This window comes from Patulibacter minatonensis DSM 18081, from assembly GCF_000519325.1.
Taxonomy (GTDB): domain Bacteria; phylum Actinomycetota; class Thermoleophilia; order Solirubrobacterales; family Solirubrobacteraceae; genus Patulibacter; species Patulibacter minatonensis.
The window spans coordinates 13874-30894 of the sequence record NZ_KI912613.1; the positions used below are offsets into that span (position 1 = coordinate 13874).

Here is a 17021-nt window from a genome sequence, read left to right on the forward strand (position 1 = left end):
GGCGACGCTCGACGGCCCGGGCCTCGCACGCGCGGGCCTCGAGTCCGTGGCCGAGAACACCTCCGACGCCGTCGTCGCGCCGTTCGTCTGGGGCGCGCTCCTCGGCGCGCCCGGCGTCGCGGCGCACCGCGCGCTGAACACCATGGACGCGATGGTCGGGCACCGATCGGAGCGCTACGCCCGCTTCGGCTGGGCGTCGGCCCGCGCGGACGACGTCGCCGGCTGGCCCGCGGCGCGGCTGGCGGCCCTGGCGACGGGAGCGGTCGCGGGCGGCCTGGGTCCGGTCGGCGGCCACGACGCCGGGACCCTCGATGGCGGCGCAGGCCGGGACGGCCGTGGCGCGGGCCAGGACGGCGGTGACTTGGGCCGGGACGGCGGCGGCGCGAGCGGGGACGGCGGCAGCGCGAGCGGGGACGGCGGTGACGCGAGCGGGGACGGCGGTGACGCGGGCCGGGCTGACCGTGGCGAGGGCCGCACCGGCGGCAGCGCGGACCGGCCCGGCGGCGGTGCGGCAGTCGGCGGTCCCCGCGCCGCCTGGCGCGCCTGGTGGCGCGACGGGGCCGCACATCCGAGCCCGAACGCCGGGCGCGTCGAGGCCGCATTCGCCGGCGCACTCGGCGTGCGGCTCGGCGGACGGAACGTCTACGGCGGCCGCGTCGAGGAGCGCCCCGTCCTCGGCGACGTGCCGGGCGCCCGGGACCCCGAGGCCGACGACCTCGAGCGCGCCGCGCGACTGTCGCTGCGGGTCGGGACGGCGACGGCGGTCGTGTGCGCGGTCGGTGCCGTCCTGATGCGCCGGGCGCGCGGCTAGGGACGCCGCGGGAGGACCTTCGGCGGGTCGACTGCGGGCCGCAGTTTCGGACGCCGGCTCGTTTTCGACGGGGGTCTGGCGTTCGTTCCTGCGGAGTCGGCGCAGTTTCGGACGCCGGCTCGCGGTCGACGGGGGTCTGGCGTTCGTTCCTGCGGTGTGGGCGCAGGTTCGAACGCCGGCCAGCGGACCATGGACTGCCGGCGTTCATTCCAGCGGCCCGGCGTTGGTTCGTCCGCCGGCTCGTGCCGCCGCGGCCGGGCGGCGGTCGTCCCTGCGCCGACCGCACGCGCCCGTCGCCCTCGCCGTCCGTCAGGATCCCCGCCGTGGCCGTCCCGCGCACCCGCCCCGCCGATCCGGCCGCGCCCGCCGGCGCGCTGCTCGTCGCCGGGACGACCTCGGACGCCGGCAAGTCGCTGATCACCGCCGGGATCTGCCGGTGGCTGCACCGCGAGGGCGTGTCGGTGTCCCCGTTCAAGGCGCAGAACATGGCGCTGAACGCGGCGGTCACGCCGGACGGGCTCGAGCTCGGCCGCGCCCAGGCGGTCCAGGCCGCCGCGTGCGGGATCGAGCCCGAGGCCATCATGAACCCCGTGCTCCTGAAGCCGACGGGCGAGCGGATGAGCCAGGTCGTGCTGCTCGGTCGGCCGCACGGGACGGCCGGGGCCCGCGACTACCGGCGGCTGCGGAGCGAGCTGCGGGGCGCGGTCCTCGAGAGCCTCGCCGAGCTGCGCGGCCGCTTCGACGCCGTGATCTGCGAGGGTGCCGGGTCGCCGGCGGAGATCAACCTGCGCGAGGGCGACTTCGTGAACATGGGACTGGCTCGTGACGCCGGGCTCCCCACGATCGTCGTCGGCGACATCGACCGCGGCGGCGTCCTGGCCGCGCACTACGGCACGATCGCCCTGCTCGATCCCGCCGACCAGGCGCACGTCGCCGGGATGGTCATCAACAAGTTCCGTGGCGACCCGTCCCTGCTGGATCCCGGCGTCGAGGCGCTGCAGGCGATGACCGGGCGCCCGGTGCTCGGCGTCGTCCCGTGGGCCGAGGGGCTCGAGCTCGACGCCGAGGACGGACTCGCGCTGCGCACCTTCGACCGCGGCGCCGAGACCGCGGACCCGGTGCGCGTCGCCGTCGTCGGCCTGCGCCGGATCTCGAACTTCACCGACCTCGACGCGCTCGCGATCGAGCCCGACGTCGACCTGCGGCTGACGCGCGACCCGGACGTGCTGCGCGACGCCGACCTCGTCGTCGTGCCGGGCAGCAAGGCGACGGTCGCCGACCTCGCCGACCTCCGGGACGCCGGCCTCGACCGCGTGCTGCGCGAGCGCGTCGCCGCGGGCCGGCCCGTGCTCGGGATCTGCGGCGGGTACCAGATGCTCGGCACGGCGATCGAGGACGACGGCGTCGAGACCGGCACCGGCACCGTCGCCGGACTCGGTCTGTTGCCGGTCACGACCACGATGCACCCCGCGAAGATCACGCGGCGCCGCGAAGGCCGACTGCTGTTCACGCCGGACGGATCCGTCGGCGGGACGCCGCCGCACTCGCCGGGGTTCGCGCCGGTGCCCGGCCCCGGGGGGTCCGACGTCCCGGAGTCCGGGCGCGGGCGGCCGACGGGTCCGACGGCTCAGAACGGCGCGGGCCACGGGACGTGGGATCCGTCGTCCGCACCATCGGCCGTCCCCGCGGGCGGATACGAGATCCGCCACGGCCGGGTGGTCCGGCACGGAGGGGTCCCCCTGCTGTCGGCGGAGCCCGTGGTCGCCGCCGCGGGCGAGGACCCGCGGGTGCTGGCCGAGGGCTGCGTGGAAGGCGTGGTGGCCGGCACGTCGTGGCACGGGCTGCTCGAGCACGACGAGGCGCGGCACGTCCTGCTCGGCTGGGCCGCCCGCGTCCGCGGCCGGTCGTTCGCCCCCGGCCCCGCGCGCTTCGCCGACGTGCGCGAGCGCCGCTACGACGTCCTGGGTGACCTCGTCGCCGAGCACCTCGACACCGACGCGCTGCTGCGGCTGCTCGAGCACGGCGTTCCGGCGGGCCTGCCGACGCTGGCCTGCGGGCCCGTCGGCTGATCCCTCATCGCGCGGGCCGCGTCTCCGCCCGCACCCAGTCGAGGTACGGAGCGTGGCCGCCGGCCAGCGGGGCGACCAGCACCTCGGGCACGTCGTACGGGTGACGGTCGACGACCAGCGCGACGAGCTCGTCGGTCCGGTCCGCCGCCGTCTTCAGCGTCAGCGTCCACTCCTCCGCGGTCTCCGCGGCACCCTCCCACCGGTAGACGCTCGTCACCGGTCCGCCGACCTGCCCGCACGCCGCGAGGCGTGCGTCGATCGCCGCGCCGGCGATCGCCCCGAGGACGTCGCGGTCGTCGCCGACGACCGTCACCACGACCACGTCGACCGGCTGTACGGGGTCCGCCATGGGACGGCCTTCCGCGCCGGGCCGGGGGATCCTCCGTACGGTGGTCGCAAGGCCGGCCGCGGCCTTCCCCGCCCCCGCGCGTGGGCCACCCGCCTCCGTGTCGGGTTCGGGACCTCTGCGGTACCGGATCCGACACGCCCGGCCTCGGCCGCCGGACGCCCGCCTCCGTGTCGGGTTCGGGACCTCTGCGGTACCGGATCGGACACGCCCGGCCTCGGCCGCGGGACGGCCGGCTCCGTGTCGGGTTCGGGACCTCTGCGGTACCAAAACCGACACGTCGGGACCGGCATGCCGTCCGGCCCTGCGACCCGCCCGCCGGTCGGTCCGCGACCCGCCGGGGCGCTCCGCCCCGCGCTCCTCCCGCCGCGCCCTACCGCACCTCCCGTCCTCACCCCTCCCCCGCGACCGGCCGCCCCGACCGCCGGTCCTCCGCGCCCTCCTCGGCCTCCACCCGCTGCTCCTCCCCCGACTCGTCGCGATCACCCGCGACCGCCTCGCCGTGCGCCCGCGCGATCCGGTCGAGCCGGCGGCGCGCCGGGTCGCCCGCCAGGCCGTGGACGACGATCGAGACGACGGTCAGGGCGACGACGGTCCAGAGGACGACGGCGGCCTCGTGGTCGGACAGCGCCCCGGAGGTCACGACGACCGCCGCGTAGAAGAGCGAGCCGACGCCGCGGACCCCGAAGAACGCGATGAAGGCGCGGTCCGACAGGCGCATCGAGGTCCCGAGCGTCGCGACGAGCCCCGCCGCCGGGCGGATCACGAACACGACGAGCACGACGAGGCCCCAGCCAGCGAGGCCGGGGGTGCCGAGGCCGTCCAGGGTCAGCATCGACGCGGCGAACAGGACGACCGCGAGCTCGCCGAGGCGCTCGAACACCGAGGCGCCGCGGTGCGTCCCGGCCTGCATCTCGTGGTCGCGCTCGTAGCGCCGGAACGCGATGCCCGCCACGAACGCGGCGATGAAGCCGTAGGCATCGAGGATCTCCGTCACGCCGTAGACGCCGAGCACGACCCCGAGCCCGACCCACGCGTCGAAGTACTCCTGCATGAACCCGCGGTCGCGGGCCTCCCGGACGATCCGCGCCGCCAGCCACCCCAGCCCCACGCCGCAGAGGACGCCGACCGCGATCGCCCAGAGCACGTCGGACGCGAGCCACGTGAGGACGTTCCCGTCGTCCGCGTGGTGGGCGATCATGATCCCGGCGAGCACGAAGGGGTACGCCAGCCCGTCGTTGAAGCCCGCCTCGGCGGTCAGCGCGAAGCTCGTGTCGCGTTCGTCGGGCTCCCCGGGCGGTCCGATGCCGAGGTCCCCGGCGAGCACCGGGTCGGTCGGCGCGACCGCCCCGCCGAGCATCAGGGCGGCGCCGAGGGAGAGCCCCATCGCACCCCAGCCGAACAGCGTCACGGCGGCGATCGTCAGCGGCATCGCGATCAGCAGCAGGCGCAGCGCGTGGCTCCAGGCCCGCCAGTGCAACGGCCGGTCGACCGCCATCCCCGTGCCGAAGAGCGCGATGATCGCCACGACCTCGGTGAGGTGCTCGAGGAGGTCCGCGTCCTCCACCGGATCGAACGGCGTGCCGCCGACGGCCGCGATGCCGAGCGCGGCCACCACACCGAGCACGAGGTAGACAATCGCCGAGGTGAACGTGCGGCCGCCCTGGTTGCTCAGGGCGATCGTCGCCACGAGCAGCCCGGCGCCGGCGAGGACGAAGACCAGGACGCCCGCGTGGCTGCCGGGATGGAACCCCGGCTCGGAGGCCAGGGGCGTGAGCAGCGCGTCGAGCAACGAGGGCTCGGTACCCCGAGGTTGCTGCGCGTACGCTCGCCGCGGCTGGCCGTAGGCCTACGGTCCCGGCGCGACCCGGCCCGCGTGCTCGGCGGGGCGCGTCCCGGCGGGACGCACGCGGCAGGCCGGGCGCTCAGCGCGCGACGACCACGAACGTGGCGCGTCGCCGCTCGTCGCGGTCCGCAGGCCTCCCACCTGGCGGCGGATCCCTCCTCCCCCGGGGTCGACCTCAGGCCCGGACGGTGTCCGCACCCCGCCCGCGCGGGTAGTGTCGGCCTATGAAAGCGCCCAAGCTGCCCTCGGGCTTCGGCAGGCCGCACGACTACGGCCCCAAGGGCGGGCAGGCCGTCCTGTTCTACCTCGGGGTGATGGTCGTCTTCCTCGTCACCGGCTACGGGATGCGCGAGAACAACGTCATCGTGATCGCCATCGGCATCGTGCTCGCGCTGATGCTCGCCAAGAAGGTGAAGGTCTGGTACACGCCCAAGGAATGACGGGAGGGGTCGTGCGCGCGCCCGTCCCGCCGCCCGTTCCGGCATCCTCGTCCCGATGCGCGCACTGATCGCCGGGGCCGGAGAGGTCGGCTGGTACCTCGCCGGGCGCCTGGCGCGCGAGGGCCACGAGGTCGTCGTCCTCGACCTCGACCGGGAGCTCCTCCTGCACCGCTCCCGCGCCGGGATCGACGTCCGCGTCGAGCGCGCCGACGCCTCGTCCCCGAAGGACCTCCTGGAGCACGAGGCGGGCGAGGCCGACCTCTTCGTCGCCGTCACCTCGATCGACGCGATCAACCTCGTCGCCTGCCTGCACGCCAAGGCGCAGGGGGCGACCCGCACGATGGCCCGCGTCCGCGACGCCGACTACTACCCGTCGGGCGAGGACACCGCCCAGGGCACGCTCGGCATCGACGTCCTCGTGTCGCCGGAGCTGGCGGCCGTCGGCGACATCGAATCCGCGCTGCGCATCCGCGGTGCCGTCCGCGTCGAGCGCTTCGCCGACGACCGCCTGGCGCTCGCGGAATGCATGGTCACCCCGAACTCGCCGGCCGCCCGGCGCTCGGTGGTCACGCGACCGCACGCCACGCACTCGAAGATCGGCGCCCTCCTGCGCGACGGCCGCGTCCACCTGGCCAACAAGGACACGACGCCGCTGCCGGGCGACCACGTCGTCCTGGCGTGCTCGACCGACGAGCTGAAGGAGGCGTGCCGCGAGATCGACCCGGTCGCCCGCAGCGTGCACCGCGTCGCGATCTTCGGCGCCGGCCAGATCGGGGTGGCGCTCGCCGCGCGGCTGGCGCACCTGGGCCGCGAGGTCGTGGTGCTGGAACCCGACGAGCGGCGCGCCCGCGACGCCGCCGAGGTCCTCGAGGACCGCTCGATCGAGGTCCTCTGGGAGGAGGGCGCGTCCGAGGCCGCCCTCCGCGAGGCCGGCGTCGACACGTGCGACGCGTTCGTCTCTTGCGCCGACGACGACCGCGCCACGCTCCTCGCCTGCACCCACGCCGACCGGCTCGACATCGGGCTGGTGCTCGCCGTCCTCTCCCGCGAGGAGTTCGCGCCGCTCGCCGAGGCCCTGGGCGTCGACGGCATCATCGCGCCGCGCCTGGCGGCCGCCGAGCGCATCCTCCGCACCTCGCGCGGCACCGGCGCGCGCAAGAGCACGCTGATCGTCGACGGGCTCGAGGCGCTCGAGTACCGGATGGCCCCGGGCAACCCGCTGTGCGGCAAGCCGATCGCCGCGTCGCTGCCCCACGACACCGCGCTGACCGCCGTCGTCCGCGACGGCGAGGTGAAGTTCCCCAGCGAGATCGACCGCTACCAGCAGGGCGACATCGCCCTGGTGCTCGCCACCGGGGGCGGCGCCCAGAAGCTCGGGGCGGTGCTCGACCGGTGAGCGCGACGTCCGCCGCGGCCGACCGGCGCCGACCGCGGTTCCGGATCCGCCGCCCACGGCCGCTGCGGCTGAACAAGCGGATCGGCCCGCTGACCCGCCGCGCGCTGACCGCCGGCTCGATCGCGCTCGCGGTCGCCGCGCTGGTCTGCACGATCACCGCGGCGGTCTCCGACCAGCGGGCGATCGGGGCGTTCGGCGCCGCGACCGGCCTGGCGACGGTCCTGGCCCTGCTGCTCCGCCGCACGTGGGTGGGGCGGCCGATGCCGGCGCCGACCGGCCGCGACGGGCTGATGGCCGCCGGCCTCACCTGGGTCGCGGCGAGCCTCTTCGCGGCGATCCCCCTGCTGCTCAGCGGGTCGTTCCCGCGCGTGGCCGACGCGATCTTCGAGGGCACCAGCGGCATCACCACCACGGGCGCCACGGCGCTCGTCGACGTGGACCACCAGCCCCACGCCGTGCTGCTCTGGCGCTCCCTGACGCACTGGATCGGCGGCATCGGCATCGTCGTCCTGCTCGTCGCGATCGCCCCGGCCGCCGGTGGTGCGGCACGGCGGGTCCTGCTCGGCGAGTCGAGCCGCGCCGCGGAGGAGACGGTGGCGCCGCAGATGCGCGACACCGCCCGCATCACCGCGCTGATCTACCTGACGGTCACCGGCATCGCCCTGATCGCGCTGCTCCTCGTCGGCCTGTCGCCGTGGGAGGCCGTCAACCACGCGATGTCCGTCGCGTCGACCGGCGGCTTCTCGACGCGTACGGCCTCGGCCGGCGGGTTCGAGTCGACCCCGGTCGAGGTCGCGCTGACGGTCCTCATGCTCGCCTCGGGCGTCTCGTACGTGATCTGGTGGCGCCTCGTCACCGGTCGCGGGCTCGGGATCCACGCGGTCGAGCTGCGGTCCTACGTGCTGTTCGTGATCGGGATCGGGATCCTGCTGGCGATCGGCGCCCGCGGCAGCGAGGCGCCGGGCAACGTGTTCGACGGCATCTTCACCGCGGCGTCGATCACCACCGGGACGGGGTTCACGACCGCCGACCCGGACCTGTGGGGGGAGGAGGCCCGGCTGCTCGTGCTGCTGGCGACCGCGTCGGGCGCCATGGTGGGTTCGACGACCGGCGGCTTCAAGGTGCGGCGGTGGCTGACGATCTTCGGCGGCATCCGGGCCGAGATCCAACGGCAGATCGCACCGCAGCGGATCGTCGTCGTGCGCATCGGCAAGAAGCCCGTGACCGACGACGCCGTCCGCGCGGCGTTCGGGTTCATGGCCGTGGCGTTCGTCGCGATGACGCTCGGGACGGCGCTCCTGGCGGCCTGCGGCTTCGACCTGCTCTCCGCGTTCTCCGGCTCGCTCGCGTGCCTGTTCAACGTCGGTCCCGCACTTGGGCAGCTCGGCGGGCTGGAGTCCTACTCCGAGGTCCCCGACGGCGGCCTGCTGGGACTGAGCTTCCTCATGCTGCTCGGCCGCCTCGAGCTGTTCACGATCCTCGCGCTGTTCACCCGCGGGCTCTGGCGCGCGCGCTGAAGCGCACCGGGCCGCCGGCCGGCGCGTCCACGACCTCGACCTGCCCCGCCGCGCGCAGGACGCCGAGGCTCCCGAGCACGGTGCTGAGCAGCACGTGCGCCAGCGACGCCGGCGCCTGCGGCCACACTGACGCCGCCAGGCCCCCGGCCGTGAAGGGCGCGTCACCCGCCCGCGCGAGCAGGCCCGCGGCGTCGCGGTCCTGCTTGGCGAGGTGGTGCTCGACGACCTCTGCCGGGTCCCGGAACGCGCCGCCGTGCCCGGGGAGCACGAGGTCGACCGGCAGCGGCGCCGTGGCGCGCAGCGACTCCCGGTACCGGATCGTCACGGCGACGTCGTCCTCGGACGGGTCCGGCGCCCGTGCGCCGTCGCCGGCCGGGAGCGGGCGGTCGCGCATCGACACCGACGGCGTGGCGCGCAGCAGGTGGTCGCCGCCGAACATCGCCCGCGCGGCGGCGTCGACGAACAGCACGTCGGTCTCGCTGTGCCCCGGGCGGTGCAGGAGCTCGAGCGTGCGGTCGCGGAGCGCGATCGTCGACCCCGCCACGAGCGGCACGGTGACGCGCGCGGAGCCCCCGGCGGCGTGGAAGCGCGCCCAGCCCTCCTCGTTGCCGGAGACCGCCGCCTCGTCGGCCCCGTGGCGGCGCAGGAGCTCCGCCATGTACGCGCGGTCCGCAGCCGCCTCCGCCGGGAAGTCCGCCAGGTAGGGCCCGAGCGGGGCCAGGCCGGCGAGCTCGGCCCCGGAACGCCGGACGATCTCGCCCGCCAGCCCCAGGTGGTCGGTGTGCTGGTGCGTCAGCAGGAGGAGGCCCAGGTCCTCGACCCGGCGGCCGACCGCGCGGAAGGCCGCTTCGAGCGCGTCGATCGCTCCGTCGTCGCCGATCCCCGCGTCGACGAGCACGAGCGGGTCGTCGTCGACGATCCACGCGTTCACGCGTCCCATCTCGTTGGCGGCGGGGAGCGACACGCGGTGGATCCCGAGCTCGCGCAGGCGGTCGGGGATCGCGTCGTCGTCCGGGGCGGCCATCGGGCCCAGTCTCCCAGCCGGCGGACACGGGCGCGGGCGCCGCCGGATCCGGGTGCGACGGCCACAGGACGGGTGGGGGGCGGCGGCAGGCGACGTCGTCCCCGGGACCGTCGGGCGGGCGCTCGACGCCGGTGGGTGACCGTCCGGTGTCCCGTTCGTGAGAGCCCTGTGAGGGGTCGTGAGAGCACCGTGAGGGAGCCGTGAGAGGTCCGTGAGGACCACCCCTCGGCGCTGCTCGACGGTGGCAGATTCGCAGGCACCCCAACCCCCGAGAAGGACCCCGATGCACCTCCCCCGCGTGTCACCCCGACGGCTCCTCGCCGTGCTCCTCGCGCTGCTCTGTGCGGCGTTCGCCGCCCCCGCCGCCGCCTCGGCCGCGAAGGTCACGGGCCCCGGCCCGTGGAGGGTCGACAACACCTACCTCGTCCGCGCCGACCTCGACGGCCGCACGAGGCCGAAGCTGAAGCCGGTCGCCCGCGTCGACCACGTCAAGGCGGGCCAGTGGATCCGGATCCAGTGCCAGACCGGCGGCGAGGTCGCCTACGGGTCGAAGGTCTGGATCAAGACCGGGGGGTTCTACGTGCCCGACCACTACGTCAAGACGTACACGGACGGGCTCCTCGCGAACGTCCCGACGTGCGCCCCCAACCCGGGCCCGGTGCCCCCGGACCCGTCGCCGACGCCGCCCTACGTCCCGGCGCCGCCGTCCGCGCCGACCCACGACAACCTGGTCGTCATCGCCCGCGCGGTCGAGTTCGAGGACGTCGGCGGGTCGAACTACGGGCGGTACAAGAAGCTCTACCCCGAGACGCGCAAGGACGTCGACGGGCACAGCATCAACTGGGGGACCAACGGCTGCAGCGTCCCCGAGAACCTCGCGAACGCGGAGTTCAGTCTCGCCGGCAAGACGGGCAAGCCGATCAAGTACTACTCGGACCTCTTCGAGAAGTCCTGCGATCGTCACGACTTCGGCTACCGCAACTTCGGCTCGAAGTCGGCCGGACTGATGGCCGCTCCGACCAAGGCCGGGAAGGACTCCATCGACAGCCGGTTCAGGTCGAACATGAAGATCCAGTGCGACGAGCGGTTCGACCGCAAGTACCTCGAGGCCGTGCAGCGCGGATTCTGCAAGAAGGTCGCCGACGTCTTCTACAAGGCCGTCAGCACGTTCGGCGGGAAGAACTACTACCGCTGAGGACCGGCGGGCCCGACCTCGCGTCGCCCACCGGCCGGCGGTGCCCTCGCGCCGCCGACCGGACGTCCGCGGCCGGACGGTCAGGCGTTCGTGACCACCCGCGGCGCCGGCGACGGTGCCGCGGCCCCGCCCACACCGGGATCCCCGGCCCCGGCCGGAGCGTCCGCGACCCGGTCCGCGACCCGGCGGTACGCCCACCAGGCCCCGGCCGCCGCGACGAGCGCCGCCACCCCGCCGACCGCCATCCCGGCCCGCGGCCCGGCCCATCCGGCGATCCAGCCGACCAACGGCGCGCCGATCGGTGTCGAGCCGAGGAAGACCAGCGAGTACAGCGCCATCACGCGGCCGCGCATCGCCGGCTCGACCTGGAGCTGCAGCGTCGAGTTGACGCCGGAGGAGAACGTCACCGACGCCATCCCGAGGAACACCAGCGGCAGCAGCTGGAGCGGCAGGACGGGCGCGACGGCCGCGAGCAGCTGGAACGTGCCGAAGAGGGTCGCCGCACCGACCAGGAGCCGCGGCGTGATCTCGCGGCGGTTGCCGGCCACGAGCGCCCCGATCACCGACCCGACGGCCATCGTCATCGTCAGCAGCGTGAACGTCGTGGCCGTGCCCCGCCACGTGTCGTGCGCCATCAGCGGCAGGACGATCTGGAAGTTGAAGGACAGGAGGCCGATGACCGCCATCATCGCCAGCGGGATCACGAGGTGCGGGGCACCACGGACGTAGCGGACGCCCTCGCGCAGCGCGCCCTTGCGCCGGGCGGCCCGCGGGGACTCGCCCATCTGCTCGGGGTCCAGGCGCAGCAGGGCCACGATCATCGCCAGGAACGACAGCGCGTCGACGACGAAGCACCACGCGATGCCGACGACCGCGATCAGGAGGCCCGCGACGCCCGGCCCGATGATCCGGGACGTCTGGATCACGACGCTGTTGAGGGCCACCGCGTTGACGACCCGATCCGGTCCGACGAGCTCGATCGGCAGCGCCTGCCGGGCGGGGTTGTCGATCGCCATCGCCGTGCCGCGGAGGAAGACCATCGCGTAGATCACGAGCGGCGTGACCGTCCCGGTGAAGGTCGTCGCGGCCAGCACGACCGCCGGCACCATCAGCCCAAGCTGCGTGCCGATCAGGAGCCGTCGCTTGTCGACGCGGTCGGCGAGCAGGCCGCCCCACGCCCCGAAGAGCATGAGCGGCAGGAACTGCAGCGCGGCGGTGAGCCCGACGGCGAGACCGTCGCCGGTCAGCTTCACCATCAGCCACATCGCGGCGACGTTCTGGATCCAGTTGCCGGAGACCGAGACGACCTGGCCCGCGAAGTAGCGGCGGTAGTTCGGGACGTGCAGGGAGTCGAAGGTGCGGTGGATCGTGGGGCTCAATCCGGGTCCTCCTCGGGTCGTGGGCGGGGGTGGTCCGGGATCCCGGCGTCGGCCGGCGGACGGTCGGGTCCCGACGGCGGGGCGCGACCCGGTGCGCCGGCCGGTCAGTCCGGTCGGTCCTCGAGCAGCAGGTCCTCGAGGAGGTCCGCGGCACGGTCGAGGGTCGCGCGGTCCTCGGGGGAGAGCTCCTCGAGGCGCCGCGCCAGGAACGCGTCCTTGCGGGAGCGCACGTCGGCGATGTGGGCGGCACCCGCCCCGGTCAGGCTGACCCGGAACGACCGGCCGTCCTCGGGGTCGGGCTCGCGCGCCACGAGACCCTCCTCCTCGAGCTTGGCGACCAGCCGCGTCGCGGACGGGCGGCGGATGCCCTCGCGGTCGGCGAGCTCGCTCGGGCTGAGCGGGCCGAACCGCTCGACGGTCGCGAGCGCGGCCCCGAGCGACGGCCCGAGCCCGGTGCCGGCCTCCGCGCGCAGCCGCCGCGCGGCCCGCGTGACGACGAGGCGCAGGTGCGCCGCGACCTCGGGGGTCGAGGTGCGGGGAGCGACGGCTGTCCTGGTGGTTCGCACTGGTAATTAGTGTAGCGAACCATTCGACTCGGGGGTACCTCCCAGGCCTCGAACCCGGCGTTCCGGGTGCGGATGCACGTCGCCACGTACGTAGTTCGTTGAGCGGGCTCGATCTGTGACCGCTTTTTGCGTATCGCGCGCGAAACGGACCGGTTTTCGACCCTGGCGCGCGCACGTTCGTCGAGTGGGCAGGACTGTGACCGCACTGGACGTAGGTTCGAGCGGCCGTCGAGCCCCCGGGCGGCACGGATCCCCGATCTCCCACGACCGACCCCTCGAAAGACGCCTCATGCTTATCTCAGCACGTCGGCACGCCCCACGGGCCGCTGCACTGATCTGTTCATCACTCGCCCTCGGACTCGCCGGCCTGGCCGCCGCGCCGGGCGCCCGGGCCGCGCAGAACAGCTTCGCCTACTCGCTCGGCCAGAACGTCCAGAAGACGCACCCCGAGCGGCACTCGCTGTACTCGGCCTCCGCCTACACGTCGCGGGGCACCGCGGTCAGCGCCGCGGCGAGCACGTACTCCAACACGGGCGCTCCGCTGTACGCGAACTGGGACTACGGCTACGGCTACGCCTGCCACTACTACAGCGGCGCGAACCTGCTCTACCCCGTCATCCGGAACAACGCGTCGACCACCACGATCCTCGGCACGTCGACGTGGGGCTCGGGGGCGGCGGGATGCTGAGCGCACGCGGTCGCCGCGTCCGCCGCCTCGTCTCCGGCGGGATCGCCGTCGGCCTGGTGACCGGCGTCGCGGTCGTCCCGGCCGTCGCCGAGGACGCGCCCGAGCCGGACCCCGTCTCGCCGACGGCGGCCCAGCCGACGGCCATCCCCGCGGTCCAGGCCGACCAGCGGGAGACGCTGCGGATCTTCCGCCGCGCCCGCACCGCGAAGGACGCGCTGCCCGCCGAGGCCGTGCCGGTCGCGTCGGATGCGCGGTTCGGACGCAACCCGCACCTGTCGCGGGCGATCGACACGCCGACCGGCAAGGGGTGGGTCGTCCCCGGCGACGACGTCGTGTGCGTGGTCGTCCCGGACCCGGTCGACGGGTACGGCACGAGCTGCGCCCCGACGGCGGTCGTCGAGCGCGACGGCCTGACGGTCGGGATCGTCGGCGACGACACGTCGGCGGCGATCACGCTGGTGCCCGACGGCGCGTCGGTCAGCACCACCGACGACGCCGATCGCACCACGGCGGTGCGTCCCGACGCCTCGGGCGTGGTGGTGACGGACCCGGAGAGGACCGACAGCATCGCCGTGCGGACGGACAACGGCACGTCCGAGACGACGCTCCTGGACTTCGACGACCTGCAGGGCGGGCAGTCCCGATAGGCACGCCGGCCGCCACCCCCGCATTGATGGCCCGCGCCCTGCCGGTGGGAGGACACCGGTGGGGCACGGAGAACCGCGATCAGCGGTCACAGATCCCGGCCGCCGACCGAACAGGAACCGTGAACCGCGAGCAAGCACGCAGCGACGAGGACCTCCTCGCCGAGAAGCGCTTCGACCGCTCGACCGCCGCCTTCGCGGAGTTCTACGAGCGGTACGAGGCCGCGATCCTCGCGTACCACCGGCGCCGCGTCGGGCTGCCCGAGGTGGCGGCCGACCTGACCGCCGAGACGTTCGCGAAGGCGCTGGCGTCGCGGGCGCGGTTCAAGCCGTCGCGTGGCGACGCCGCGGGCTGGCTCTTCGGGGTCGCGCACAACGTGCTGGTCGACAGCGCGCGTCGCGGGACCGTCGAGCAGAAGGCGCGGGAGAAGCTCCAGATGATGCCGCTCGAGCTCGACGACGAGGACCTCGAGCGCGTCAACGCGCTGGGGGAGAACGACCGCCTCCACGCGGCGCTGGAGCGGTTGCCCGAGGAGCAGCGGGAGGCGATCGTCGCCCGCTTCGTGCAGGACGAGACGTACGACGAGACGGCCGAGCGGTTGAAGACCTCGTCGAGCGTCGTGCGCAAGAGAGTGAGCCGTGGTCTGACCCGGCTCCGCGACCAGATGATGGGATGGGCATGATCCAGCTTCCGCAGTTGCAGGAGAGCCTGCTGATCGCCAACGAGCGCCTGGTCGACCGGGCGCGCCGTCGGGCACGCCTGTTCCGCACGGGCCTCATGACGAGCGCCGCCGTGGTCTCCGTGGGCGGCGTCGCCGCCGCCGGCATCGCGCTCTGGGACCCGCCGCTCGGGCACGAGGACGGGAACCGCCCCTCGCTCAGCTCCACGCCCGTGCCCGCCGAGCAGCGGGCCGTGCTCGGCGTGCTCCGACGCGAGCAGACCGCCGCGGACCGGACGGCGGTCGCCCGGCGGGCGCTGACGGTCCTGACCCGGCCGTACCAGGGGATCCGCCTTGACGCGCTCCGTGTCGTCGTCCAGGGCCCGGGTGACGACGGCATCGTGCTGGCGTCCGTCGCGGACCTCCAGCCGCGGACGGTGGTCCCCGCCACCGCCGCGAAGGACGCCCTGTGCGTGTACCTGGCGACGGGGCCCGACTCCAGCACGAAGTGCTTCGGGCTGACCGACGTGCGGCGGGGCACCGCCACGGGACGGACCGGGGATCTCGTCTGGGTGCTCCTGCCCGACGGTGTCGCGCGGGTCGTCGTCCACGAGCCCGGGGGCGCGGACCGCGAGGTGCCGGTGACCTCCAACGTGCTCGCCCTCGACGCGGGCGAGGTCGACCCGCGGGCCAGCGACCTCCGGTGGCTCGCGCAGGACGGCAGCGACGTGACGCCGAACGGTGCGCTGCCGCTGCTGGTGTTCCCGGAGGACCGGTAAGGCGGGCAGGCCGGCCGCGTCAGACCGCGGACCCGCCCCCGGCGCTCCGCAGCTCGGTCCAGTCGAGGTCGAAGACGTCGGGGTCCGCGGCGGCCCACCAGCGGCCCCAGTCGCCGGGAGCACCGCGGAGCAGCGCGCCGTCCTCCAGCGGGGCGTAGAGCTCCGCCAGGTTCTGGGAGGACTCGACCGAGATCCGGCGGCGCAGCTGCGAGCGCCGGAGGTCCGCGGGGTCGGTGACGCCCATCGCGGCCATCAGCCGCTGCGCGCTCTGGACCGTCGCCTGCTGGTACCGCGTGACGCGCGGCGCCTTGTCCGCCACGACGAGCGACCGGAAGCGCTTCGGGTCCTGCGTCGCGACCCCGGACGGGCACGTGTTCAGGTGGCAGCGCTCGGCCTGGATGCAGCCCAGCGCGAACATCATCGAGCGCGCCGCGTTCAGGAAGTCCGCCCCCTGGATCATCCGCTTGACCATGTCCGCGCCGGTGGCGACCTTGCCGCTCGCGCCGATCCTGATCCGGTCGCGCAGACCGCATCCCACGAGCGCGTCGGCGACGAACATCAGGCCCTCGGTGAGCGGCAGGCCGACGTGGTCCTCGAACTCGAGCGGTGCCGCACCGGTGCCGCCCTCGGCACCGTCGACGATGATGAAGTCCGGCGTGATCCCGGTGTCGACCATCGCCTTGCAGACCGCCAGGAACTGCACGCGGGAGCCGACGCAGAGCTTGAAGCCGACGGGCTTGCCGCCGGCGAGCTCGCGCATCCGGGCGAGGAACGCCACCAGCTCGCGGGGCGTCGAGTAGACGCGGTGCCCGGGCGGCGAGGTGACGGTCCGCCCCTGCGGGACCTCGCGGGCCGCCGCGATCTCGGGCGTGACCTTGCCGCCGGGCAGCACCCCGCCGATCCCGGGCTTGGCGCCCTGGGAGACCTTGAGCGAGACCATCCGCACCTGCTCCCGCGCGGCCTGCTCGGCGAAGCGGTCGGGGTCGAAGTCGCCGTCCTTCGTGCGGCAGCCGAAGTAGCCGGTGCCGATCTCCCAGACGAGGTCGCCGCCGGGCTCCAGGTGGTACCTCGAGAGCCCGCCCTCCCCGGTGTCGTGGGCGAAGCCGCCCTCGCGGGCGCCCTGGTTCAGCGCCAGGATCGCGGGCCTCGAGAGTGCGCCGAAGCTCATGGCGGAGACGTTCAGGAGCGCCATCTCGTACGGGTGCGCGCAGTCGGGGCCGCCGATCCGGACGCGCGGCGGCGGCGCGTCCGCCGAGGGTGTCGGCGCCGGCGCCATCGAGTGCACGAGGTACTCGCGGCCGACGACGTCGAGGTCGAGCTCGGTGCCGAACGGGGACTCGGCCTCGTCGCCCTTCGCGCGCTCGTAGACGATGGTGCGGGTGTCGCGGTCGAAGGGCCGGCCGTCGGTGTCCGACTCGACGAAGTACTGCTGGATCTCGGGCCGCAGCGCCTCGGCGATCCATCGTCCGTGGCCGACGATCGGGTAGGTCCGCAGGACGACGTGCCGGGTCTGGACCAGGTCGTACGCCGCCAGGGCGGTGAGCGCCAGGAACGGCACGGCGGCCCACCACCAGCCGGCGCCGGACAGGATGGCGAGGAGCGTGGTGAGCGCCGCGACGGCGAGGGAGCCGGCGGCGGGGAGGTAGCGGAGCATGCGGGACG

At 74.6% G+C, this 17021-nt stretch carries 16 protein-coding genes; 10 read left to right on the forward strand and 6 right to left on the reverse strand.

Features of this window, described 5'->3' with window-relative positions; all coding sequences use genetic code 11:
- A partial coding sequence (locus PATMI_RS26090) for a cobalamin biosynthesis protein CobD/CbiB (RefSeq protein ID WP_211241671.1) occupies positions 1 to 811 on the forward strand: 811 nt, incomplete at its 5' end.
- 323 nt (positions 812 to 1134) lie between these two features.
- The gene (locus PATMI_RS0100095; protein WP_051470869.1) at positions 1135 to 2880 is read left to right on the forward strand and encodes a cobyric acid synthase; all 1746 of its coding nucleotides are present in this window, start codon (positions 1135 to 1137) and stop codon (positions 2878 to 2880) included.
- 4 nt (positions 2881 to 2884) lie between these two features.
- On the opposite strand, the gene cutA is transcribed toward PATMI_RS0100095, so the two are convergent.
- Positions 2885 to 3229: a divalent-cation tolerance protein CutA gene (gene cutA / locus PATMI_RS0100100; RefSeq protein WP_026909378.1), complete on the reverse strand. Its 345-nt coding sequence runs from the start codon at positions 3227 to 3229 to the stop codon at positions 2885 to 2887.
- A gap of 388 nt (positions 3230 to 3617) precedes the next feature.
- The gene (locus tag PATMI_RS26095; protein ID WP_051470870.1) at positions 3618 to 5018 is read right to left on the reverse strand and encodes a cation:proton antiporter; all 1401 of its coding nucleotides are present in this window, start codon (positions 5016 to 5018) and stop codon (positions 3618 to 3620) included.
- Between the two features lie 278 nt (positions 5019 to 5296).
- Between PATMI_RS26095 and PATMI_RS0100110 the strand changes: the two genes are divergently transcribed.
- The 3 genes from PATMI_RS0100110 to PATMI_RS0100120 are packed head-to-tail and all read left to right on the forward strand — an operon-like array spanning position 5297 to position 8425.
- On the forward strand, positions 5297 to 5512 hold the full coding sequence (locus tag PATMI_RS0100110) for a hypothetical protein (protein WP_026909379.1): 216 nt from the start codon (positions 5297 to 5299) through the stop codon (positions 5510 to 5512).
- A gap of 55 nt (positions 5513 to 5567) precedes the next feature.
- Positions 5568 to 6908, forward strand: a complete 1341-nt coding sequence (trkA, locus tag PATMI_RS0100115) for a Trk system potassium transporter TrkA (RefSeq protein WP_026909380.1) — start codon at positions 5568 to 5570, stop codon at positions 6906 to 6908.
- On the forward strand, positions 6905 to 8425 hold the full coding sequence (locus PATMI_RS0100120) for a TrkH family potassium uptake protein (protein ID WP_026909381.1): 1521 nt from the start codon (positions 6905 to 6907) through the stop codon (positions 8423 to 8425). The genes trkA and PATMI_RS0100120 overlap by 4 nt, the downstream gene beginning before the upstream one ends.
- Here the strand turns inward: PATMI_RS0100120 and PATMI_RS0100125 are convergent.
- Positions 8397 to 9449, reverse strand: coding sequence for an MBL fold metallo-hydrolase (locus PATMI_RS0100125; protein ID WP_026909382.1), 1053 nt, complete (start codon positions 9447 to 9449; stop codon positions 8397 to 8399). The genes PATMI_RS0100120 and PATMI_RS0100125 overlap by 29 nt on opposite strands.
- 283 nt (positions 9450 to 9732) lie before the next feature.
- On the opposite strand from PATMI_RS0100125, the gene PATMI_RS33465 reads away from it, so the two are divergent.
- Complete coding sequence (locus PATMI_RS33465; protein ID WP_051470871.1) at positions 9733 to 10644, forward strand: phospholipase A2; 912 nt, start codon at positions 9733 to 9735, stop codon at positions 10642 to 10644.
- Between the two features lie 80 nt (positions 10645 to 10724).
- Here the strand turns inward: PATMI_RS33465 and PATMI_RS26105 are convergent, their stop codons facing one another.
- Together PATMI_RS26105 and PATMI_RS0100140 are read right to left on the reverse strand one after the other, a co-directional pair.
- Positions 10725 to 12023 (reverse strand): MFS transporter, encoded by a 1299-nt coding sequence (locus PATMI_RS26105; RefSeq protein WP_084269390.1) that lies wholly within the window; start codon positions 12021 to 12023, stop codon positions 10725 to 10727.
- Between the two features lie 104 nt (positions 12024 to 12127).
- The gene (locus PATMI_RS0100140) at positions 12128 to 12589 is read right to left on the reverse strand and encodes a MarR family transcriptional regulator (RefSeq protein ID WP_026909383.1); all 462 of its coding nucleotides are present in this window, start codon (positions 12587 to 12589) and stop codon (positions 12128 to 12130) included.
- A 289-nt stretch (positions 12590 to 12878) separates the two neighbouring features.
- Between PATMI_RS0100140 and PATMI_RS0100145 the strand changes: the two genes are divergently transcribed.
- The 4 genes from PATMI_RS0100145 to PATMI_RS0100160 all read left to right on the forward strand — a co-directional run bounded on the left by PATMI_RS0100145 (position 12879) and on the right by PATMI_RS0100160 (position 15359).
- Positions 12879 to 13277 (forward strand): hypothetical protein, encoded by a 399-nt coding sequence (locus tag PATMI_RS0100145; RefSeq protein ID WP_026909384.1) that lies wholly within the window; start codon positions 12879 to 12881, stop codon positions 13275 to 13277.
- On the forward strand, positions 13271 to 13924 hold the full coding sequence (locus PATMI_RS0100150) for a hypothetical protein (protein ID WP_157260530.1): 654 nt from the start codon (positions 13271 to 13273) through the stop codon (positions 13922 to 13924). Before PATMI_RS0100145 ends, PATMI_RS0100150 begins: the two co-directional genes overlap by 7 nt.
- Before the next feature lie 119 nt (positions 13925 to 14043).
- Complete coding sequence (locus PATMI_RS0100155) at positions 14044 to 14604, forward strand: RNA polymerase sigma factor (RefSeq protein WP_026909386.1); 561 nt, start codon at positions 14044 to 14046, stop codon at positions 14602 to 14604.
- Positions 14601 to 15359, forward strand: a complete 759-nt coding sequence (locus PATMI_RS0100160) for a hypothetical protein (RefSeq protein ID WP_157260531.1) — start codon at positions 14601 to 14603, stop codon at positions 15357 to 15359. Before PATMI_RS0100155 ends, PATMI_RS0100160 begins: the two co-directional genes overlap by 4 nt.
- Positions 15360 to 15378: 19 nt before the next feature.
- Here the strand turns inward: PATMI_RS0100160 and PATMI_RS0100165 are convergent, their stop codons facing one another.
- Positions 15379 to 17013: an FMN-binding glutamate synthase family protein gene (locus PATMI_RS0100165; protein WP_026909388.1), complete on the reverse strand. Its 1635-nt coding sequence runs from the start codon at positions 17011 to 17013 to the stop codon at positions 15379 to 15381.
- Positions 17014 to 17021 lie beyond the last annotated feature (8 nt).

What these genes read in the sequence shown, in the direction of transcription:
- PATMI_RS33465 (WP_051470871.1), top strand. Translation starts at nt 9,733, where the DNA reads ATGCACCTCCCCCGCGTGTCACCCCGACGGCTCCTCGCCGTGCTCCTC.
- PATMI_RS0100165 (WP_026909388.1), bottom strand. Translation starts at nt 17,013, where the DNA reads ATGCTCCGCTACCTCCCCGCCGCCGGCTCCCTCGCCGTCGCGGCGCTC.
- cutA (WP_026909378.1), bottom strand. Translation starts at nt 3,229, where the DNA reads ATGGCGGACCCCGTACAGCCGGTCGACGTGGTCGTGGTGACGGTCGTC.
- PATMI_RS0100150 (WP_157260530.1), top strand. Translation starts at nt 13,271, where the DNA reads ATGCTGAGCGCACGCGGTCGCCGCGTCCGCCGCCTCGTCTCCGGCGGG.
- PATMI_RS0100110 (WP_026909379.1), top strand. Translation starts at nt 5,297, where the DNA reads ATGAAAGCGCCCAAGCTGCCCTCGGGCTTCGGCAGGCCGCACGACTAC.
- trkA (WP_026909380.1), top strand. Translation starts at nt 5,568, where the DNA reads ATGCGCGCACTGATCGCCGGGGCCGGAGAGGTCGGCTGGTACCTCGCC.
- PATMI_RS0100160 (WP_157260531.1), top strand. Translation starts at nt 14,601, where the DNA reads ATGATCCAGCTTCCGCAGTTGCAGGAGAGCCTGCTGATCGCCAACGAG.
- PATMI_RS0100145 (WP_026909384.1), top strand. Translation starts at nt 12,879, where the DNA reads ATGCTTATCTCAGCACGTCGGCACGCCCCACGGGCCGCTGCACTGATC.
- PATMI_RS0100125 (WP_026909382.1), bottom strand. Translation starts at nt 9,449, where the DNA reads ATGGCCGCCCCGGACGACGACGCGATCCCCGACCGCCTGCGCGAGCTC.